The sequence below is a fragment of the Enterobacter soli ATCC BAA-2102 genome, from assembly GCF_001654845.1.
Lineage (GTDB): Bacteria > Pseudomonadota > Gammaproteobacteria > Enterobacterales > Enterobacteriaceae > Enterobacter > Enterobacter soli.
In genome coordinates this window covers 50,893-72,654 of the sequence record NZ_LXES01000024.1, presented here as the reverse complement: position 1 = coordinate 72,654, position 21,762 = coordinate 50,893, and the positions used below count along the sequence as shown (strand labels likewise).

General features: G+C 54.0%; 20 protein-coding genes and 1 tRNA gene. 14 read left to right on the top strand and 7 right to left on the bottom strand.

Annotation, left to right across the window (positions count from 1 at the left end):
• Positions 1-20: 20 nt before the first annotated feature.
• Positions 21-314 carry a co-chaperone GroES gene (locus M987_RS07735; protein ID WP_003855929.1) on the bottom strand — a complete coding sequence of 98 codons (294 nt, stop codon included), beginning with the start codon at positions 312-314 and terminating at the stop codon, positions 21-23.
• A 178-nt stretch (positions 315-492) separates the two neighbouring features.
• Here M987_RS07735 and yjeH point away from each other — a divergent pair, with 178 nt between their 5' ends.
• A complete protein-coding gene (gene yjeH, locus M987_RS07730; protein ID WP_014068588.1) occupies positions 493-1,731 on the top strand; it encodes an L-methionine/branched-chain amino acid transporter in 1,239 nt (412 codons plus the stop codon).
• 36 nt (positions 1,732-1,767) lie between these two features.
• On the opposite strand, the gene M987_RS07725 is transcribed toward yjeH, so the two are convergent.
• Positions 1,768-2,232, bottom strand: coding sequence for an FxsA family protein (locus M987_RS07725; RefSeq protein ID WP_014068587.1), 465 nt, complete (start codon positions 2,230-2,232; stop codon positions 1,768-1,770).
• A gap of 334 nt (positions 2,233-2,566) precedes the next feature.
• Between M987_RS07725 and aspA the strand changes: the two genes are divergently transcribed.
• The 5 genes from aspA (at position 2,567) to M987_RS07700 (ending at position 8,157) form a co-directional block, all read left to right on the top strand.
• Complete coding sequence (gene aspA / locus M987_RS07720; RefSeq protein ID WP_003855923.1) at positions 2,567-4,003, top strand: aspartate ammonia-lyase; 1,437 nt, start codon at positions 2,567-2,569, stop codon at positions 4,001-4,003.
• Between the two features lie 117 nt (positions 4,004-4,120).
• Positions 4,121-5,422, top strand: coding sequence for an anaerobic C4-dicarboxylate transporter (locus M987_RS07715; RefSeq protein WP_014068586.1), 1,302 nt, complete (start codon positions 4,121-4,123; stop codon positions 5,420-5,422).
• Positions 5,423-5,535: 113 nt separating this feature from the next.
• The gene (gene cutA / locus M987_RS07710) at positions 5,536-5,859 is read left to right on the top strand and encodes a divalent cation tolerance protein CutA (RefSeq protein WP_014068585.1); all 324 of its coding nucleotides are present in this window, start codon (positions 5,536-5,538) and stop codon (positions 5,857-5,859) included.
• The gene (locus M987_RS07705; protein ID WP_014068584.1) at positions 5,835-7,532 is read left to right on the top strand and encodes a protein-disulfide reductase DsbD; all 1,698 of its coding nucleotides are present in this window, start codon (positions 5,835-5,837) and stop codon (positions 7,530-7,532) included. Before cutA ends, M987_RS07705 begins: the two co-directional genes overlap by 25 nt.
• Positions 7,533-7,581: 49 nt before the next feature.
• Positions 7,582-8,157, top strand: coding sequence for a transcriptional regulator (locus M987_RS07700; RefSeq protein ID WP_014068583.1), 576 nt, complete (start codon positions 7,582-7,584; stop codon positions 8,155-8,157).
• Here M987_RS07700 and M987_RS07695 read toward each other — a convergent pair.
• Positions 8,154-8,744: a LysE family translocator gene (locus M987_RS07695; RefSeq protein WP_014068582.1), complete on the bottom strand. Its 591-nt coding sequence runs from the start codon at positions 8,742-8,744 to the stop codon at positions 8,154-8,156. The genes M987_RS07700 and M987_RS07695 overlap by 4 nt on opposite strands.
• A 36-nt stretch (positions 8,745-8,780) precedes the next feature.
• On the bottom strand, positions 8,781-9,626 hold the full coding sequence (locus M987_RS07690) for an AraC family transcriptional regulator (protein ID WP_014068581.1): 846 nt from the start codon (positions 9,624-9,626) through the stop codon (positions 8,781-8,783).
• Positions 9,627-9,795: 169 nt separating this feature from the next.
• Here M987_RS07690 and M987_RS07685 point away from each other — a divergent pair.
• Positions 9,796-9,871 (top strand) — tRNA-Phe (locus M987_RS07685).
• A 136-nt stretch (positions 9,872-10,007) separates the two neighbouring features.
• On the top strand, positions 10,008-10,961 hold the full coding sequence (locus tag M987_RS07680) for a nickel/cobalt transporter (protein WP_014068580.1): 954 nt from the start codon (positions 10,008-10,010) through the stop codon (positions 10,959-10,961).
• 39 nt (positions 10,962-11,000) lie between these two features.
• Here M987_RS07680 and proP read toward each other — a convergent pair whose 3' ends face one another.
• Entirely contained in the window at positions 11,001-12,503 is a 1,503-nt protein-coding gene (proP, locus tag M987_RS07675; protein ID WP_014068579.1) for a glycine betaine/L-proline transporter ProP, read from the bottom strand.
• Between the two features lie 649 nt (positions 12,504-13,152).
• On the opposite strand from proP, the gene kdgT reads away from it, so the two are divergent.
• Positions 13,153-14,145: a 2-keto-3-deoxygluconate transporter gene (kdgT, locus tag M987_RS07670; RefSeq protein WP_014068578.1), complete on the top strand. Its 993-nt coding sequence runs from the start codon at positions 13,153-13,155 to the stop codon at positions 14,143-14,145.
• 56 nt (positions 14,146-14,201) lie between these two features.
• Here kdgT and M987_RS07665 read toward each other — a convergent pair whose 3' ends face one another.
• On the bottom strand, positions 14,202-15,077 hold the full coding sequence (locus M987_RS07665; protein WP_014068577.1) for a diguanylate cyclase regulator RdcB family protein: 876 nt from the start codon (positions 15,075-15,077) through the stop codon (positions 14,202-14,204).
• Positions 15,074-17,428, bottom strand: a complete 2,355-nt coding sequence (crfC, locus tag M987_RS07660; protein ID WP_014068576.1) for a clamp-binding protein CrfC — start codon at positions 17,426-17,428, stop codon at positions 15,074-15,076. Before crfC ends, M987_RS07665 begins: the two co-directional genes overlap by 4 nt.
• A gap of 597 nt (positions 17,429-18,025) precedes the next feature.
• Between crfC and M987_RS07655 the strand changes: the two genes are divergently transcribed.
• From M987_RS07655 to phnE, 5 genes are all read left to right on the top strand, one after another.
• Positions 18,026-18,361, top strand: a complete 336-nt coding sequence (locus M987_RS07655; protein ID WP_014068575.1) for a zinc ribbon domain-containing protein YjdM — start codon at positions 18,026-18,028, stop codon at positions 18,359-18,361.
• 80 nt (positions 18,362-18,441) lie between these two features.
• Positions 18,442-18,876, top strand: coding sequence for a VOC family metalloprotein YjdN (gene yjdN, locus M987_RS07650; protein WP_014068574.1), 435 nt, complete (start codon positions 18,442-18,444; stop codon positions 18,874-18,876).
• Positions 18,877-19,013: 137 nt separating this feature from the next.
• Positions 19,014-19,802, top strand: coding sequence for a phosphonate ABC transporter ATP-binding protein (gene phnC, locus M987_RS07645; RefSeq protein ID WP_014068573.1), 789 nt, complete (start codon positions 19,014-19,016; stop codon positions 19,800-19,802).
• A 24-nt stretch (positions 19,803-19,826) separates the two neighbouring features.
• Positions 19,827-20,843, top strand: a complete 1,017-nt coding sequence (gene phnD / locus M987_RS07640; protein ID WP_014068572.1) for a phosphonate ABC transporter substrate-binding protein — start codon at positions 19,827-19,829, stop codon at positions 20,841-20,843.
• 126 nt (positions 20,844-20,969) lie between these two features.
• Positions 20,970-21,749: a phosphonate ABC transporter, permease protein PhnE gene (gene phnE, locus M987_RS07635; protein WP_014068571.1), complete on the top strand. Its 780-nt coding sequence runs from the start codon at positions 20,970-20,972 to the stop codon at positions 21,747-21,749.
• Positions 21,750-21,762: the final 13 nt, after the last annotated feature.

Below are 21,762 nucleotides of genomic sequence, written 5' to 3'. Positions count from 1 at the left end.
CTCAAATTCTCGTGCGTAAATTACGCTTCAACAATTGCCAGAATGTCGCTCTCGGACATGATCAACACTTCTTCATTGTCGATCTTCTCGGATTTCACGCCGTAGCCATCGTTGAAAATTACGATGTCACCAACTTTAACGTCCAGTGGCTGCACAGTTCCGTTTTCCAGGATGCGGCCCTTACCGACAGCGATGATTTCGCCACGCGTTGATTTTGCTGCTGCGGAACCGGTCAGAACGATACCGCCAGCAGACTTGGTTTCAACTTCTTTACGTTTGACGATCACACGATCATGTAACGGACGAATACTCATTGATAGCTCTCCTTTGAGAAAGTCATTATCAGTTATGGATGACGCCGGGCCGTACACGGTTTTCCGGCTAGTGCCCTGAGAGATGGGGATAGCTTTTTACCCCTTCAAGGGGTAGTCGAAAAAAAATTTGCGAAAGTGTTACCATCGCCTCTCTTTGGGTGGTGGCAGGACGATGTCAATGAGTGGACTCAAACAGGAGTTGGGGCTGGCACAGGGCGTGGGCTTACTCTCAACTTCCTTGTTAGGCACAGGTGTTTTCGCTGTACCCGCGCTCGCGGCGCTGGTCGCCGGGAATAACAGTCTGTGGGCGTGGCCGGTATTAATTGTGCTGGTGTTTCCTGTCGCGATTGTCTTTGCCGTGCTCGGGCGGCACTTTCCCAGCGCAGGCGGCGTCGCGCATTTTGTCGGCATGGCGTTTGGCCCGCGCCTGGAGCGCGTGACCGGCTGGCTTTTCCTTTCGGTGATCCCTGTTGGGCTACCTGCCGCGCTGCATATCGCAACGGGCTTTGGGCAGGCGCTGTTTGGCTGGCATGACGAACAACTGCTGTTTGCTGAGCTGGGAACGCTGGCGATTGTCTGGTGGGTCGGCTCGCGTGGGGCAAGCTCCAGCGCCAATCTGCAAACGCTGGTCGCGGTGCTTATCGTCGCCCTGATTGCCGCTATCTGGTGGGCAGGCAACATCACCGTGGCGGAAATCCCCTTCCCGGCGGTGAGCGATGTCGACCATTCACAGCTGTTCGCAGCGCTTTCGGTCATGTTCTGGTGTTTTGTGGGTCTGGAGGCGTTCGCGCATCTGGCATCGGAATTTAAACAACCCGAGCGCGATTTCCCGCGCGCGCTGATGATTGGCCTGCTGCTGGCAGGCACTGTCTACTGGGCCTGTACCGTGCTGGTACTGCACTTTAATGCCTTTGGTGAAGATAAAGCCGCAGCGGCATCGCTGCCGGGCATCGTGGTGACACTGTTCGGCGTCAAAGCCCTGTGGGTGGCCTGTGTGATTGGTTATCTCGCCTGCTTCGCCAGCCTCAATATTTACATTCAGAGCTTTGCTCGTCTGGTATGGTCGCAAGCGTTGTACAAGCCGGGAAGCCGCCTCGCGCAGTTGTCAAAACGCCAGCTTCCGCTGAATGCGCTGAACACGGTGCTGGGTTGTTGCGTGCTGAGTACCCTGGGGATTTACTGGCTGAATATCAATCTTGATGCGTTGATCGTCTATGCCAACGGCATTTTCATCATGATCTATCTGCTGTGTATGCTGGCGGGTTGCCGACTGCTGAAAGGCCGCTTCAAAGCACTGGCCATTATCGGTGGGGTGCTCTGTTTACTGCTACTGGCGATGGTGGGCTGGAAGAGTTTGTACGCCATTGTGATGCTGGTCGGGCTTTGGCTGTTTTTGCCGAAGCGAAGTTCAATCTGAATAACGCCCGGTGGCGCTAAACCACCGGGCATGAAATCAACGATCGTCTTTATTATCTAACCGGTCGTGCTGTTCGTCTTTACGCTGGTATTCACCATCAAACGTATTGCCCGGCCCGGTACTGAAACCACCGCCCGGCATCCGGCTGAAGCTCAGGTGAGGCATTAACTTCATGGTCAGGTGCTTTTGCACCGGCGGTAACAGCAGCAACAGCCCCAGGAAGTCGGTAAAGAACCCCGGCAGGATCAGCAGCAAGCCGGCAATAATCAGCGACACGCTTTTGATCATCTCCGCGGCCGGGCTTTCACCTGCCGCCATCTTCTGCTGCATTAACAGGAAATTTTTGAAACCCTGATTACGCACCAGCGACATACCAATCACCGACGTGAAGATAACCAGGATCAACGTCAGCAGGACGCCAAGCACATGGGCGACCTGGATAAAAATCGAAATCTCAATGTAAACATAGAGAAAAAAAGCAATAAACGGTATCCAGCGCACTGGCATCTCCTGTGTGGCAGAGGCGTCTGGCCTCTGTCTGAATGTGTTCGCAACTCGCGTGTAGAAGAGATGGAGGCGGTTAGCCAAAATTCAATCAGTTTGCACGGATATTTTTTTTGGAAATATTAAAGCGGTGACTCATTTCACAGATTAATAATTATCATGTAATCGGCTCGATAATAAGTGATCCAGATTACGGCAATTCGCTATTATCAGCATATGATCTCGAGCATGTGGCCGATTGAGGGAATAATCGTCGGTCATAAAATATTCAAAACCACATAAATACTGTGTGTTTAGTACAATCCATCGGCAGCTTGAAAAGAAGGTTCACATGTTAAACAACATTCGTATCGAAGAAGATTTGTTGGGTACCAGGGAAGTTCCAGCGGATGCCTACTACGGTGTTCACACTCTGAGAGCGATTGAAAACTTCTACATCAGCAACAGCAAAATCAGCGACATCCCTGAGTTTGTGCGTGGCATGGTAATGGTGAAGAAAGCCGCAGCACTGGCAAACAAAGAGCTGCAAACCATTCCGAAAAGCGCTGCAAATGCGATTATCGCCGCGTGCGATGAAGTGCTGAACAACGGCAAATGCATGGATCAGTTCCCGGTTGACGTCTATCAGGGCGGCGCGGGTACCTCCGTCAACATGAATACCAACGAAGTGCTGGCAAACATCGGCCTGGAGCTGATGGGTCATCAGAAAGGTGAATACCAGTACCTCAACCCGAACGACCACGTGAACAAATGCCAGTCCACTAACGATGCCTACCCTACCGGTTTCCGCATCGCAGTGTACGCCTCCGTGGTGAAACTGGTCGACGCTATCAATCAGCTGGGTGATGGCTTCCAGCGTAAAGCTGTTGAATTCCAGGACATCCTGAAAATGGGGCGCACCCAGTTGCAGGACGCGGTTCCAATGACCCTCGGTCAGGAATTCCACGCGTTTAACGTTCTGCTGAATGAAGAAACCAAAAACCTGCTGCGCACCTCTGAACTGCTGCTGGAAGTGAACCTGGGCGCAACCGCCATCGGTACACGTCTGAACACCCCGGACGGCTATCAGCAGCTGGCGGTGCAGAAACTGGCGGAAGTCTCTAATCTGCCGGTTGTCCCGGCTGAAGACCTGATTGAAGCCACCTCCGACTGCGGCGCATACGTGATGGTACACAGCGCGCTGAAACGTCTGGCGGTGAAACTGTCCAAAATCTGTAACGACCTGCGCCTGCTCTCTTCCGGTCCACGCGCTGGCCTGAATGAAATCAACCTGCCAGAACTCCAGGCGGGTTCCTCTATCATGCCAGCCAAAGTCAACCCGGTGGTGCCAGAAGTGGTGAACCAGGTCTGCTTCAAAGTTATTGGTAACGACACTACCGTGACCATGGCCTCTGAAGCCGGTCAGTTGCAGCTGAACGTGATGGAGCCAGTGATTGGCCAGGCGATGTTTGAATCCATCCACATCCTGACCAACGCGTGCTACAACCTGCTGGAAAAATGCATTAACGGTATCACCGCGAATAAAGAAGTGTGTGAAGGCTACGTGTACAACTCCATCGGTATCGTCACCTACCTCAACCCGTTCATCGGCCACCATAACGGCGACATCGTCGGGAAGATTTGTGCGGAAACCGGTAAGAGCGTGCGTGAAGTAGTGCTGGAGCGCGGTCTGTTGACTGAAGCGGAGCTGGACGACATTTTCTCGGCGCAAAACCTGATGCACCCGGCGTATAAAGCGAAACGTTACACCGATGAAAGCGAACAATAGCAGTTCAGGCTAAGCTTGCGAAAGGCACGTCACTTGTGACGTGCCTTTTTTCTTTTTAAGCGTTACCAATTACACAACAATTTAATATCAACTTGTTAATAAACAAGGAAGGCACTTATGTTTGGAGCAGAACTCGTTATCGTCTTGTTGGCGATTTATTTGGGAGCACGACTCGGGGGTATCGGCATCGGTTTTGCCGGTGGTCTTGGGGTGCTTGTTCTTACCCTTATCTTTCAGATCAAACCCGGCGCAATCCCTTTTGACGTTATCGAAATCATCATGGCTGTTATTGCCGCTATCGCTGCCATGCAGGTGGCGGGAGGCATGGACTACCTGGTGAGCCTGGCGGAGCGTATGCTGCGCCGCCATCCAAAATACATTACCTTCCTTGCCCCGCTGGTGACATGGTTTATGACCATTCTCGCCGGAACGGGCCACACGGCGTTCTCCACGCTGCCGGTCATTACCGAAGTGGCAAAAGAGCAAGGCATTCGCCCGTCTCGCCCGCTCTCCATCGCCGTGGTGGCGTCCCAGATTGCGATCACCGCTTCACCTATTTCCGCTGCCGTGGTCTTCTTTGCGGGCATCCTGGAGCCAATGGGCGTGAGCTACCTGACGCTGCTGGGGATCTGTATTCCGGTCACGCTGATTGCGGTGATGATCACCGCCGTGCTGTGTAACTTCCTCGGTACCGAGCTGAAAGACGATCCGGTTTACCAGGAGCGTCTGGCAAAAGGCGAAGTGAAACTGCGCGGCAGCCAGGTCTTCGAACTGAAACCGCACGCGAAACGCTCTGTGCTGCTGTTCCTGATCGGCATTGTGGCAGTGATGTTCTACGCCACCGCCATCAGCGATACCGTGGGGCTGATTCAAAACCCGGTTCTGCCGCGTAACGAAGCCATTGTGGTGTTCATGCTGACCATCGCCACGCTGATTAGCATCACCTGTAAAATCGACACCGGCGAAGTGCTGAATGCCAGCACCTTTAAGTCTGGTATGAGCGCCTGCGTGTGCGTACTGGGTGTGGCCTGGCTTGGTGATACTTTCGTGAAAGCGCATATCGCGGATATCCAGACCGTTGCCGGTGACCTGCTGCACAACTACCCGTGGCTGCTGGCTGTGGTGCTGTTCTTCGCGGCCACGCTGCTGTACTCCCAGGCGGCAACCACTAAAGCACTGATGCCGGCGGCGCTGATGCTGGGCGTCACCCCGCTGACAGCGATTGCCTCTTTTGCGGCGGTGTCTGCGCTGTTCGTACTGCCGACTTACCCAACCCTGCTGGCGGCGGTTGAAATGGATGACACCGGCTCCACCCGTATCGGTAAGTATGTGTTTAACCACGCGTTCCTGATCCCAGGTGTGGTCGCGATTTCACTTTGCGTCATCCTCGGCTTTATCATCGGCGGCGTCGTGCTGTAAATCCTTTACGGTTGTAAAAATAGTTAAAATCGGGTCGCTCTGCGGCCCGATTCATTAATGAGCAGCGCCCTCGCATGGTATAGTGTTTTTTTTCGCGATAACGAGGTCGACCTGTGAATACACCAGACGCTGTTGTTGTGCTTTGTACCGCTCCCGATGAAGCTTCTGCCCAGGATCTTGCCGCCAAAGTACTGGCCGAAAAACTGGCTGCCTGCGTCACCCTCCTTCCCGGCGCCACCTCCCTGTATTACTGGGAAGGCAAACTGGAACAGGAGTACGAAGTACAAATGCTGCTGAAAACCAACACGGTGAATCAGCAGGCGCTCCTCGATTGTCTCAAGTCTCATCATCCTTACCAAACCCCAGAACTGCTGGTACTCCCGGTGGTCCACGGCGATAACGATTATCTCTCATGGCTCAACGCGTCCTTACGCTGATCCTGCTGCTGTGCAGCACATCAGTTTTTGCCGGGTTATTCGATGCACCCGGCCGCTCTAACTTTATTCCCGCCGACCAGGCGTTCGTCTTCGATTTTCAGCAAAACCAGCACGACCTGAATCTGACCTGGCAGGTCAAAGACGGTTATTACCTCTATCGCAAGCAGGTCAGCATTACCCCTGCCCAGGCGAACGTTGGCCCGCTTCAGTTACCCAAAGGCGAGTGGCACGAAGACGAGTTCTACGGCAAAAGTGAAATCTATCGCCAGCGCCTGAGTGTGCCGGTGACGGTGAATCAGGCCGATAAAGGCGCCACGCTGACGGTCACTTATCAGGGCTGTGCGGATGCCGGTTTCTGCTATCCGCCGGAAACAAAAGTCGTGCCGTTGAGCGAAGTCAACATGGCCGCCGACATTTCCCCTCAATCTTCCGGGAAGAGAGTCGGGAGTGAACCGGGGTCTACGCTTCCCTTCTCCGCACTCTGGGCTTTACTGATTGGTATCGGCATTGCCTTTACGCCGTGCGTGCTGCCGATGTATCCGCTGATTTCCGGCATTGTGCTTGGCGGTAAACAACGGCTGTCCACCGCCCGGGCGCTGCTGCTGGCCTTTATCTACGTGCAGGGAATGGCGCTCACCTATACCGCGCTCGGCCTTGTGGTCGCCGCCGCCGGGCTTCAGTTCCAGGCGGCGCTGCAACATCCGTATGTGCTTATCGGCTTGTCGGCTATGTTTACCCTGCTGGCGCTGTCGATGTTTGGCCTGTTTACGCTGCAACTACCGTCATCGCTACAAACACGCTTAACGCTGATGAGCAACCGTCAACAGGGCGGCTCAGCAGGCGGTGTATTTGTAATGGGGGCGATTGCCGGGCTGATTTGTTCTCCGTGCACCACGGCACCACTGAGCGCCATCCTGCTGTACATCGCACAAAGCGGCAATACGTGGCTTGGCGGGGGCACGCTTTACCTGTACGCACTCGGTATGGGGTTACCGCTGATCCTGGTGACGGTGTTCGGTAACCGCCTGCTGCCGAAGAGCGGCCCGTGGATGGAAACCGTAAAAACAGCATTTGGATTCGTGATCCTGGCGCTGCCGGTGTTCCTGCTGGAACGCATCATCGGTGACATCTGGGGTCTGCGCCTGTGGGCAATACTGGGCGTGGCGTTCTTCGGCTGGGCGTTTATTACCAGCCTGGGCGCGAAAAAACCGTGGATGCGCCTGGTGCAAATCCTGTTGCTGGCCGCTGCACTGATAAGCGTACGCCCATTGCAGGACTGGGCGTTTGGCACCCCCACCGCACAAACGCAGGCGCACCTGAACTTCACGCAGATTAAGAACGTTGATGAGCTGAACACGGCCCTGGCTCAGGCGAATGGCCGACCCGTTATGCTTGATCTCTATGCCGACTGGTGTGTAGCCTGCAAAGAGTTCGAGAAATACACCTTTAGCGACCCGCAGGTGCAAAGTGCACTGAAAGAGACCGTGCTGCTTCAGGCGGATGTCACGGCGAACAATGCGCAGGATAAGGCGTTACTGAAACAGCTCAACGTGCTCGGCCTGCCCACCATCCTGTTTTTCAATAAACAGGGCGAGGAGCAGCCTGCGGCACGCGTGACCGGGTTTATGGATGCCGCGGCATTTAGCGCACATTTGCATGATCGCCAACCGTAAACGACACTTTAGATGGAACAAACCGTTGGGAAAAACGGAGGAGAACACCGTGCAACGCGAAGACGTACTGGGACAAGCCCTGCAATTGCTTGAGATTCAAGGGATAGCCAGCACCACGCTTGAGATGGTAGCCGACCGTATCGATTACCCTCTGGATGAACTGAAGCGTTTCTGGCCCGATAAAGAGGCGCTGCATTATGATGCCCTGCGCTACCTTAGCCAGCAGGTCGATATCTGGCGCCGCCAGCTCATGTTAAATGAAGAGCTGACGGCCGAGCAAAAACTGCTGGCGCGCTATACCGCACTGACCGAATGCGTGAGCAACAACCGTTACCCTGGCTGCCTGTTTATCGCCGCCTGTACGTTTTATCCCGATCCTGAACATCCGATTCACCAGTTGGCCAATCAGCAGAAACGGGCGGCGCATGACTTCACCCACGAACTGCTCACCACGCTTGAAGTGGACGACCCCGCCATGGTCGCCAGGCAGATGGAGCTGGTGCTGGAAGGGTGTCTGAGCCGAATGCTGGTGAACCGTAGCCAGGCTGACGTGGATACGGCGCACCGTCTGGCAGAAGATATTCTGCGTTTTGCGCAGTGCCGCTCAGGTGGTGCGTTAACCTAAGCCAGCATCCCGGCCCAGGCGGAAACCAACAGGCACACCGCCATCAGCCGCTGAAAACGCACCATCGCCACGGTGGTGCGAAAAATTCTGTTCACCGCTTTGCCAAGCCACGCCCAGCAAAACAGACACGCAATCGAGATCATCAAAAACCACAACGCCATCAGGGCAATATCCCGCAGTGCGTTATCGCTTGCCGGGGCAAACAGGCTGACAACCGCCAGCGCCATCATCCAGGTTTTCGGGTTAACAACCTGCAATAGCGCCGCTGCCTGGGCGGTAAAGCGGTTAGGGCTTTTCGACGACAGATTCGCCGCTGGCGCGCTAAACAGCTGCCAGCTCATCCAGCTTAGCCACAGCACACCGGCCCAGCTCATTACCTGACGGATCAACGGATACTGACGCAACACCTCACCTGCACCCGCCCCTGAAATCAACACGATGGCACTCGCGGCAATACAGCCCCCCAGAATGGCGGGCACGGTATTTTTCACACCAAAATGCTGGCTGTTGGTCAGGACCAGAATATTGGTTGGCCCCGGCGTTATCGAGGCAACAAAAGCAAACAGCAGGAAGGGGATCAGACTCACAGGTGGCTCCTTTTTATAAGAGCCATGAATGTGACGCTATTTTCTGGAAACGTCTGGAAGGTTTGTGCACAACCGACGGTAATGGGCTGGCGAAATACGGTATGCCCGCTGGAACCAGCGCCCGAGGTGGCTTTGGTCGGCAAAGCCCAGAGCCGCGGCTACATCAACCGGCTGCTCACCGCGTGCCAGGCACTGTCGTGCTTTTGCCAGCCGCAGCTGGATAAGCCAGGCGTGCGGAGCAAGGTGGAATTCGCGTTTAAAACAGCGCGTCAGGGTAAACCGGTCCGTCCCGGTTTCACGCGCAAGATCGGACAACCCGATGTTATCGCCAATATGGGCATACAGGTAATCGCGTGCGCGATGGGCCACCGCCGCGCTCTGTAACTGCGAGGGCAATCTTTTACGCCAGTGGCAGTGTGAGGTAATTTGCGCCAGCAAACCGTCCATTGTGCTTTGCTGGACAATTTTCATCTCATCGCTGTGAAGCGCGGTAAACGTCTCGCCAATCGAACGCACCAGCTGCGGCTCTCGCGTCAGCGTTTGGGCAAAGTGCAGCGAATAGCTGCCAGGTATGGTGTCATACAGCCCATGCAGCGTTTTCGTCAGCCACTGTTCATCCAGATAAAACGTCAGATAGGTAAAACCGCCTTCTACCGGCGCATCCCCGTCGTGGATCTCACCAGGCTCCAGTAAAAACGCATCTCCGGGATGGCTACGATGGCGCTCACGCCGACAGTGAAACTGCTGAGTACCGGAAAGGGTAATACCGACCAGGTAGCTATCGTGCCAGTGTGGATCAAACGCATGACCTTCAAAGTGCGCTTTAATCGTTTCAATGCCCGTGTCTGAATGCTGACGCAGCTCAAGCCAGTCGTTCGCCATACTGCCCTCCTCTTCTCATCAGCATTGTCACACTGCGCCAAACCTGTCTGGAAGATTTGTGCAATTTCGCCGCGCAAACCGACAGATTGCCGCAAAGTTAAGCAGTTGAACAGCTTTTCCAGAAATAGTGTTGACGACCGTGCGTGATTGCGGTTTAATGCGCCCCGTTGCCCGGATAGCTCAGTCGGTAGAGCAGGGGATTGAAAATCCCCGTGTCCTTGGTTCGATTCCGAGTCCGGGCACCACTATTTAAAGAACCCGCCCAAAAGGCGGGTTTTTGCTTTTGGAAATCCAACACTCCCCTGATTATTTGCATCAAAGATTGCCCACGCTTAACTTGCTATACTTCCCGCAGAGTCCACTCCCGTTGCAGGCCAACTCATGACCACTCAACGCCTTAGCTACGACTGGCGCATCCCTACCGCAGGGCTGATGTTGCTGGCAATCCTGGTGGCAGGTTTTACCCTGCATTCTCACTGGAATGCCTTTATCCAGTGGTGTCTCGCCACCCAAATCACGCTGCATCGCTACCTTGTCATGTATCTGCTGCAACTCAATAACCACCAGTACAGCGGTGGGTTATGGCTGCTGACGGGCGCGTTTTTTTACGGCGTGCTGCACGCGATTGGCCCGGGGCACGGCAAATTTATTGTTACCACCTATCTCAGCACCAACAAAGAGAGCCAGCTGGCTGCCCGGGTAGTCCCCTTCCTCGGCAGCCTGATGCAGGGCGTAAGCGCGATCCTGTTTGTCTTTATTCTGGCCGTCGGATTTAACCTGGCGTCCGGCGATCTCAGCACCAGCCGCTGGTATGTGGAGAAAATCAGCGCGGTGCTGATTGGCGCATTCGGTGCCTTTGTCATTTACCAGGCGCTGAAAAGCCTGCGTCCGCGAAAACTGACCATCAATGCCATCAAGCCCCTGCACCAGCACGATGAACATTGTGGCTGCGGCCACCACGGCGTAGGCGCTGACCTGACTCAGGGCGACTGGAAAACGCGCCTGGGGGTGATTCTGGCGATTGGCGCACGCCCGTGCAGCGGGGCGATCATGATTTTGATGTTCTCTAATGCGCTGGGGATTGTGACCTGGGGAATTGCAGCGGTGATGACCATGGCGCTGGGCACTGCGCTGTCGATCATGGGGCTGTCACTGGCGGTGCGTTATGCCCGTGAGCGCACTGTCGCGTACTTTGGCGGGAATTCGTCCCTGAGCTGGCTGGTGCCGGTGGTCAAAATTGCCGGCGGGATTGTGCTGATTCTGTTTGCAACGGTTCTGTTCCTGACGGTTATCCCCATCAGCGCCAACGGCGATTACATCGCAGCGGGATGCTAACCCCATAAAGAAAAACCCGCCATCGGCGGGTTTTTTATCTTACTCGTTGATGCGTGGATGCTGATCCACCAGGCGCGAACGCTTCGTCTGCAATGCCTCAATCTCGGCATCGATATCTTCAATCTTCTGCTCGATATTATCGTGATGCTCGCGCAGGATCTCCTTCGCTTCCTGGAGGTCAGACGCCGCAGGCGTAGCCCCTTTCAGCGGCAGATTCGCCGTTTCCTTCATCGTTAAACCGGTAATCAGGCCGATAACCGCGATAACCATCAGGTAATAGGCCGGCATCATCAGGTTCTGCGTGCTTTCCACCAGCGAAGCAGCAATCGTTGGCGTCAGACCGGCAACCAGCACCGAAATGTTAAACGCAGCGGCCAGCGCACTGTAGCGGATATGCGTCGGGAACATGGCAGGCAACGTTGACGCCATCACCCCGATGAAGCAGTTGAGGATCACAGCCAGCATCAGCAACCCGGCAAAAATCAGCCCCAGCACATCGCTGTTAATCAGAATAAAGGCCGGGATCGCCAGCAGTAACAGCGCAACACTGCCCAGAATGATAAAAGGTCGACGGCCAAAACGGTCGCTCATGAGCCCCATAATCGGCTGAACAAACAGCATCCCCACCATGATGGCGATGATAATCAGCACACCGTGATCTTCCGAGTAGTGCAGGTTATGCGACAGATAGCTCGGCATGTAAGTCAGCAGCATGTAGTACGTCACGTTGGTGGAAATCACCATCCCGATACAGACCAGCAGGCTGCGCCAGTGTTTGGTCGCAATCTCTTTGAACGAGACTTTAGGACCTTCCTGGAGGCCTTCACGATCGCCCTGCTCCAGCTTTTCGACGTGCTGCTGGAACGCTGGCGTCTCTTCAAGAGCATGACGCAGATACAGACCGATAATCCCCAGCGGCAGCGCCAGGAAGAACGGAATACGCCAGCCCCAGTCCAGGAAGTTATCTTCGCCCACGACGGTCGAAATCAGAACGACGACCCCCGCACCCATCACAAACCCGGCAATCGAGCCGAAATCCAGCCAGCTTCCCATAAAGCCGCGTTTTCTGTCCGGAGAGTACTCTGCGACGAAGATCGACGCGCCGGTGTATTCACCGCCCACAGAGAAGCCCTGCGCCATCTTACAGAGCAGCAGCAGAATGGGTGCCCAGATGCCGATGGAGGCGTAAGACGGTATCAGGCCGATACAGAATGTACTGATCGACATAATCACAATGGTGATGGCGAGTATTTTCTGGCGACCGTACTTATCGCCGAGCATCCCGAAGAACAAACCGCCAAGCGGTCGGATCAGGAACGGCACGGAGAACGTACCCAGCGCGGCAATCATCTGCAAGCTGGGGTCGGCATCCGGGAAGAACACCTTACCTAACGCATAGGCGACAAAGCCGTAGACACCGAAATCGAACCATTCCATCGCATTACCGAGCGAGGCGGCAGTGATCGCTTTACGCAGTTTCGCGTCATCAATAATGGTGACATCGCGAAGGGTGATGGGTTTTACTTTTTTCCTTTTAAGCATTGCTTTCCTCGTAGAGTTGGCCCTGTCCACACAACAGAAATTCCAGCAGTCTGTGGACCAGGTTGAGCGCCTCTTGCGCATGTCCTCTTCAAGCGTAGCAGGTTTACTTACATTGACGTTTTACGCCTATACAACCGAACCTGTTGACGCCTGCCTGGGCAGTTAATGACATCTTTACCCTACCAGTGTTTATATTTGTGATCAACTTCACACATATTTTCCCTGTTCGTCAGTTGCCTTCAGGATTTGTCAATTATCCCTCCCCTACCCCATTTCAGATGACTCCAGAAAAATATCCTTGCGGGGGTTATTATTTTTCCCCTAACAAAAAACAATCCACATTTCTTCACACCAAATTTACAGATTTTTTAATTATCAACCAGCAATACGAATGTTTACACGAAATATGTGATTTGGATAACTAAAACATTATTTTATTTTCATTGAATCATAATTCCGATGATCGCATCATAAATCCGAACACCACACTTTGAGTGCTTCCGTCGAACGTTAAGCGGAAGCAACTTATTTAAATTTATTGCATGGATAACGAATTAACGGCTGTCGCAAACCATCAATTCGTTGAATTAATTGAATTATTTTTTCGCCTTTTTCGCCAACCACGCGGGGTGAGATGTGAGGGTTAAACATGAAAATTAAAGCCACGATTGAACGTATTCCTGGCGGTATGATGCTGGTCCCGCTGGTGCTTGGTGCGATCCTAAATACTCTGGCACCGAATACCGGGGCTTATTTTGGTGGTTTCACGAAAGGAATGATCACCGGTACGGTCCCGATTCTGGCGGTATGGTTCTTTTGTATTGGCGCCTCTATTAATTTACGTGCAACAGGGACGGTTTTGCGTAAATCCGGGACGCTGGTTCTCACTAAAATCGCGGTAGCCTGGGTGGTCGCAATGGTCTGCGCCCTGTTTATTCCTGAGAATGGCGTACAGACCGGTTTCTTTGCCGGATTATCCGTTCTGGCTATTGTCTCGGCGATGGATATGACCAACGGCGGGTTATATGCCAGCCTGATGAACCAGTACGGCACAAAAGAAGAATCCGGCGCTTTCGTCCTGATGTCTCTGGAATCCGGCCCGCTCATGACTATGCTGATCCTCGGTTCCGCTGGCCTGGCGACGTTTGAACCGCATCACTTTGTCGGGGCTATTCTGCCATTCCTGATCGGTTTTGCGCTGGGCAATCTGGACCACGATCTGCGTGATTTCTTCAGCAAAGCGACGCCAGTGCTGATCCCGTTCTTTGGTTTTGCGCTCGGCAATACTATCAACCTGAACGTTATCCTTGATACCGGTCTGCTGGGTATTGTGCTGGGCGTGGCTGTCATCGTCATCACCGGGATCCCGCTGATTATTGCCGACCGGGTGATTGGGGGAGGAAACGGAACCGCAGGTGTTGCCGCCTCGTCAGCCGCGGGGGCAGCCGTTGCAAACCCGGTCATTATTGCCCAGATTAACCCCGCCTTTGAACCTGTTGCCGCCTCAGCGACTGCGCTGGTTGCAGCCAGCGTGATTGTGACGGCTATTCTGGTGCCGATCATTACCGCGCTGTACGCTAAACGCTTCGGGAGTGTAGAGGCTCAGAAAGTGGAACAAAAAGCGGTAGAGTTGCATCACTAATACGCCGTAGCGAACGATACCCTCTCCTTGTGTGGAGAGGGTACGTAACAAGAACGTCAGCCAAAAATCTCTTCTACCATGGCATCCACCAGCCGTTTCGCTGAACAGAGTCTCGGCATCCCTAAGGCGACAGTTTGCCAGTTCTGCGTCACCGACCAGCTCACAGGGTGTTTATCTGCCTGACACCAGTCACCGAGCCATCCCAGCATATCTTTGTGATCAACCAGCCCCGGAGAAGCAGGCGTTGTCAGCCATTGATGATAAAAATGCCGGGTCGCGGGAGAAGCATTAATGCCCTGTGCAAGATAGTTTGCCGCCATGCTGCGCAGGTTATCTTTGAGCATCTCCGCCACATCTTCATTTGCCAGGCGACATGCATCGCCAAACGGCCCCCAGCGCAACTCCTCCAGCACGATGTAGCACCGCCCGGCAAGTGACCAGCCGTCATAATGCCCGGCTCGCCAGCGGGTAAAAATCTGTTCGCTGTGCTCACCCGCCTGCACCGTCAGGCCGCGTTGTGTTAACGCTTTTTCTTTATAGTTTGCGCGCTGCTGAAAATGAGATGAGAGTTCGTCGTATTGCTGCATCAGCGCCGGCGACTGCGGCGCACGTGGGTTAGTCTGCTGGCGCAGCGCGGTCAGTTTATCCGTCATTCGCGTCAACGCCAGGTGCCCCGGGTCGAGCATCCCCGCCAGCTTCTCGGCCAGGCCCAGACGCAATGCCGCATTTTCGTTGAGCATTCCCGCCATAGCCCATGGCCGCAGCCGGGTGTGCGTCATGATCTCCTGAGTCAAACGCTCACGAAATTGCAGCTGTTGCGGCCCCAAAGGGGCATGACGCACCGCGTCCACCCCCTGAACCAGATCGACCATAAATTTAGGATGAATACACTCCAGCGTCCGCCCGGGACCGTCCAGTAGTTGTGTTGTCATGGTTGCTCTGCCGCGAATAGAGTTTGAATATCATCGCGTAACAGTCGGGTATCTTCCTGAATCCACGTCGCAGTAGTGATGCTTTGCTTCAGCAACTGACTGAGCGCTCGGGTCGAATGCTCATTTTGCTGGCGCACTGCGAGGCTATCACGCAAGCTTTCCTGTAACCCGGTCAGGCATAACGAAAATTCTGCAAAGAACGTTGCCATACCCGCCGTAACAGAGACATCGACCTGCGCGGCCAAAGCTTTACGGATTTGTTCACAAAACTGATCAATATGTTGCTTAAATTTGTCATGAAGCTGCCCAACATCGATAACATATCGGGTGCGCGTCTCGACGTAATCTTCCCAGCCCCAACCCGGATTGTTCAGCCAGCGGGAAACCGTTTCACGCACGCTCCCCGCGGCTGACGGCTGTCCCGCAGGGCGGTTATCCATCGCAATCGCATCATTAAAGAGCGCGCGGGTATTGAAATTCAGCTGGTTTGCCTGAAACGCCGGGAAGCTGATCCGTGCGCGGAACCCGGCGTGGCTCAGCTGTTCTTTAATACGCGTTTCGATAGGACGCATCGCCTCATTGAGCGAACGTGCCAGCGTGGACTCCAGCTGATCAAAGCGCAGCGCCAGCTCCCGGCTAATTTTACTCTGCGCATCCAGCATAATCAGTTCGCAGGACGAGCGGATTTTACTCAGGACAATCTGGGCCTGGCCTTCATCTTCCAGCACCAGCTGTTGCAGCCCTTCCTCGGCTTTGTGGCGTAAATCGCGCGAATCAATCCCAGCCAAATCAAGAATATTGCCGTTGCTGAAGACATGCTCAATCGACGTTTGCAGCCAGAGTTTTTGCTGAGCGATAGAGTAGTCGGTAGCGCACAGCGCCTGGCCGACCTCATGTTGTACTTCATCGCTGACCACATTCTGCCGGGTCTGTAGCAGTGCCATATCCTCTTCGAGGCGCGCAATGTTCAGCTCCAGCGCCTCAAAAGCAACCGTCAATCCCTGATAGCGAAACTCGAGGTACTCCCTGGCGTTTTGCGCATAGTTCAACAGCTTATGGGAGGCCGAACGCAGGGCAAAGAGTGACGCATTAGCATAGGCGGCATAAATCAGCTTACGGATAGGCTGCTCAAACAGCGAGTCTTCCCACAGCAGATCCGCCGCATGGCGAATATGTTCGGCATTGTCCAAATCAGCCGTACGCCAGCGCCGCCCCAGCGCCGCTTCGGCAAAATCCTGCACCCAACGCTGCTCCTGATGATTCGGCAGGCAGCCGTTTGCTGTCATCTCAAAACGCGCGCGGTTTGCAAGGTAGGCCCACATTGAAGAAACCGGGTAAATCTGCCCCGGTGAGATATTCCCTTTCATCAGCGTGCCGGAAATCATCGCCCTGACCTGTTCTTCATCGTCGCTGTTGCGGTCTTTCTGATCAAACTTATTGACCAGGGCGTACAACGGCACCGATTTTCCAACCGCGGAAATCGCCTGGCGAACCTCGTGATCGGAAATCGATTTAAGCTGGGTGTAATCCATCACCGCCAGCACCGCGGACGCGCGCGCCAGTTGCTCACTGAGCATTTTTTGCAGATGGGGCTGCCCGGCCTCGTTCGGCCCCGGGGTATCCAGCAGGGTCAATTGCCCCAGATGGGGATCCATTCCGGCAAGATGCACAAACTCCACTTCAATCACCGGAATATATTCAATGGAGGCATATTCGGTAAACGGAAAATCAACGCCCAGCGCCTGCGATAACCTCACCAGGTCGTTCAGGTTTTTCAGGCAATGAAATATAGGTTGTGCACCCAGATGGTGTTTTTCAAACGCTTCGCCTTTTTCGATGCGCTCCAGGAGCGCATTCATATCTTTATCAATTTCAAGACGACGCGTCAGTTTGCCGCGATCGGAGTTACACAGCTTTTGCTGAAGCTGCTGGATCAAGGCATCAATAGGCGCAACATGGCTGAAATGTAGCACAGGCTCTTTCTGGCCAGGGGTATGGCGAATCAGCGTGGGCAGTGCCGTCATCGGGCGATTGCGGTTCGGTAAGACCTCCGTGCCCACAATCGCATTAATGGTTGTCGACTTACCCGCCTTCATGGTTCCAACAATTGCCAATACCATTTCAAGACGGGTTATTTTCCGTAATTCATTATTCAGCATCGCCTGCTGAGCGTCGACGCCACGCGCGCTGAAATGCAAAGGTAAAACGTTGTTATTTCCACCAGATATAGCGGCAGTCGCACTATCCAGCATTGCTACTGGCATTGATTTCAACGTATCAAGATTCTGCAAAGCAAGCTGGAGCAAGCGCTCCGCTTCCTGGCTTAATTCAAAAATGGTCTGTGTGTGCATGATAAAAGCCTTTCCTTAACGCAAATTTATTACTTTTATTAAGCCACTTCGTTTTAATTATGCTGTTTCGGCTTATATGATCACGTGTGGAAAACATGGTCATTTAAATATAACTGATTGATGATAATCAGAATTATATTCTTATCATTGTATTGCGTGTAAAACTCCCCTCTTGGTCAGATAACCAAAAGATAAAAAGCGTAGTGCATTTTTAGGAAATTTCAGGATATATCCTCATTATTTACCCACCTAAAAAGAGAGGTAATTCACCGCCGCCATTTGCTGCATGGCAGTAGAGACTGTGGATAAATAACGAGTTACTGCTTAACCTTATCCGAAATGAAGGTGCGTAGCAATTTGATGTAATCAAATAATCGATATATTTAACATCAACGTTTTCCACGGTCTTAATGCAGTAAGAATCGCTTATCTGACTGACAGGAAGTGTCATTCCCGACAGAAATTTTGCATTTTTTTATTATGGAATATCACCGACAAGATTGTGGATTTGCGCTATACTTGCCGCCTTTTTCGGCACCATGCCGTCATTTAGCTGGCACTTTCCAGCCTGTTAAGCACTTTTTTGAGGATCCCGACATGCAACTCCCACACTGCCCGAAATGCAATTCTGAATACACTTACGAAGATAATGGCATGTTCATCTGCCCGGAATGCGCCCATGAATGGAACAATGCAGAACCTTCACAGGATAGCGATGTGCTGATCGTTAAAGATGCTAACGGTAATCTGCTGGCCGATGGCGACAGTGTTACCGTCGTTAAAGATCTGAAAGTGAAAGGCAGCTCTTCAATGCTGAAGATTGGCACCAAAGTGAAGAATATCCGCCTGGTCGAAGGCGACCATAATATTGACTGCAAAATTGATGGTTTTGGCCCAATGAAGCTGAAATCTGAATTCGTGAAAAAGAACTGATTTACCTGCCCGGTAGCGCTTCGCTTACCGGGCCTACTGAAACTACACTTATTGGGCTTCTCTTACCTGAGGTAAAGAATATGCCATTAAGTCCCTACATCTCTTTCGCCGGCAACTGTGCAGAGGCAAGCGCCTTCTACCAGCAGGCCGTAGGCGCAGACGTTCTCTACAAAATCACCTTCGGCGAAATGCCAAAAGACGAAAACAGTGAAGAAGGCTGTCCGTCAGGGATGAAATTCCCGGATTCCGCAATCGCTCACTCGAATGTCCGCATCGCGGGCAGCGATATCATGATGAGCGACGGGCTACCGCCTGGAAGTAAAGCGCAGTACGCCGGCTTTACCCTTGTCCTCGACACCCAGGACGTGGCGGAAGGCAAACGCTGGTTCGATAATCTGGCCGCCGGCGGCAACGTTGAAATGGCCTGGCAGGAAACCTTCTGGGCGCACGGTTTCGGTAAAGTCACCGACAAATACGGTGTGCCATGGATGATTAACGTCATCAAACAACAGTAAACCTGTGGCGGTGGGCAGTCTGCCTCCGCCTGTCATCAAATTCCGCTCAACTCTTCAACTTCCCGCAACCTGCACTTAACCCAAATGTCACATTGATACGCCAGCATGAGGCCACATTTATTCTGAGGCCTGTGCACATGCAAACTGTCATCCGCGTCGAGAAACTGAGCAAGACCTTTCATCACAATAAGGCTCTTCATGCCGTTGATCTGACCGTCCAGCAGGGCGAAATGGTGGCACTGTTGGGCCCATCCGGCTCAGGTAAATCCACCCTTCTGCGTCACCTGAGCGGCCTTATCACCTGCGATAAAACCCCTGAAAGCCACGTCGAACTGCTGGGTAACACCGTGCAGCGCGCGGGCCGTCTGGCGCGTGATATTCGCAAAAGCCGGGCGCAAACAGGCTACATCTTCCAGCAGTTCAACCTGGTAAATCGCCTGACGGTACTGGAAAACGTCCTGATTGGCGCACTCGGCAGCACCCCGTTCTGGCGTACCTGTCTGCGCTGGTTCTCCCCTTCACAGAAACAACAGGCGTTGCAGGCGCTGACCCGCGTCGGTATGGCCCATTTCGCCCACCAGCGCGTGTCCACCCTGTCCGGTGGCCAGCAGCAGCGCGTGGCGATTGCCCGTGCGCTGATGCAAAAAGCCAAAGTGATCCTGGCCGATGAGCCAATTGCCTCGCTCGACCCGGAATCCGCCCGCATCGTGATGGAAACCCTGCGCGACATTAACCAGAACGACGGCATCACCGTGGTGGTGACGCTGCATCAGGTTGATTACGCCCTGCGCTACTGCGAACGCATCGTCGCGCTGCGTCAGGGGCATGTGTTCTTTGATGGCGCAAGTCATCAGTTTGATAACGACCGTTTCGACCATCTCTACCGCAGCATTAATCGCGTCGATGAGAACGCGCAGGCTGCATAACCCAACCCGATCCGAGGAAAGTACATGAGCTACAAAGCCGTTGCCGCGCTGGCCTTCACCAGCATGTTCAGCATCAGCACCCTGTTAAGCCCTGCGTACGCGGAAGAACAGGAAAAAGCACTGAACTTCGGCATTATTTCGACGGAATCACAGCAGAATCTCAAACCTCAGTGGGAACCGTTCCTGAAAGATATGGAAACCAAACTGGGGATCAAAGTGAACGCCTTCTTCGCCCCGGATTACGCGGGCATCATCCAGGGGATGCGCTTTAACAAAGTGGACATCGCCTGGTACGGCAACCTCTCTGCGATGGAAGCGGTCGATCGCGCGAACGGCCAGGTGTTTGCCCAGACCGTTGCGGCAGATGGCTCCCCGGGTTACTGGAGCGTGCTGATCGTCAATAAAGACAGCCCAATCAATAACCTCAACGACATGCTCGCCAAACGCAAAGATCTGACGTTTGGTAACGGCGACCCGAACTCCACCTCTGGTTTCCTGGTCCCTGGCTATTACGTCTTCGCCAAGAACAATGCGTCTGCCAGCGACTTTAAGCGCACCGTCAACGCCAGCCACGAAACCAACGCGCTGGCTGTGGCGAACAAGCAGGTGGATGTTGCCACCAACAACACCGAAAACCTCGACAAGCTGAAGACCTCCGCGCCGGACAAGCTGAAAGAGCTGAAGGTTATCTGGAAGTCCCCGCTGATCCCGGGCGACCCCATCGTGTGGCGTAAAAACCTCTCCGAAAGCACCAAGGACAAGGTGTACGACTTCTTCATGAACTACGGCAAAACGCCGGAAGAGAAAACCGTGCTGGAACGTCTGGGCTGGGCGCCGTTCCGCGCCTCAAGCGACCTGCAACTGGTACCGATTCGCCAGCTGGCACTGTTTAAAGAGATGCAGGGCGTGAAGGACAACAAAGGTCTGAAGGACGAAGAGAAGACCAGCAAAGTGTCTGAAATTCAGGCCAAGCTGGAAGACCTGGACCGCCTGACTGCGGCGCTGAGCGCGATGACCAGCGTGAATAAAGCGGTTCAGTAACGCTTTTCTACCCCTCACCCTAACCCTCTCCCCATAGGGGAGAGGGGACTGCCCGGTGCGGTCTTTTCCCCCTCGCCCCTTTGGGGAGAGGGTCGGGGTGAGGGGACATAAACCAACGGAGTTATCATGCAAACCATCACCGTCCCGCCACCAAAGCGCAGCTGGTTCTCGCTCTTTAGCTGGGCCATTCTGCTGGCGGTGCTCGTTATCTCCTGGAAGGGCGCGGAAATGGATCCGCTGCTGCTCTTCAAAGATTCCGGCAACATGGCAACCTTCGCCGCCGACTTCTTCCCGCCGGACTTCAGCCAGTGGCAGGACTACCTCGGCGAGATGGCCATCACCCTGCAAATCGCCGTCTGGGGTACCGCCCTTGCCGTCATTCTCTCCATTCCGTTTGGCCTGATGAGCGCCGAAAACATCGTGCCGTGGTGGGTGTACCAGCCGATGCGTCGCCTGATGGATGCCTGCCGCGCCATCAACGAAATGGTCTTCGCGATGCTGTTCGTGGTCGCCGTGGGACTTGGCCCGTTTGCCGGGGTAATGGCGCTGTTCATTCACACCACCGGCGTGCTCTCCAAGCTGCTTTCGGAAGCGGTTGAAGCCATCGAACCCGGCCCGGTTGAAGGCATCCGCGCGACCGGCGCCAACAAAATCGAAGAAATTCTTTACGGAGTGCTGCCGCAGGTAATGCCGCTGCTGATCTCCTACTCCCTGTACCGCTTCGAATCCAACGTCCGCTCCGCCACCGTGGTGGGTATGGTTGGCGCAGGCGGTATTGGCGTGACGCTATGGGAAGCGATTCGCGGTTTCCAGTTCCAGCAAACCTGCGCCCTGATGGTGCTCATTATCATCACCGTCAGCCTGCTGGATTTCCTCTCTCAACGTTTGCGTAAGCACTTCATCTGAGAAGCGAGGCTTT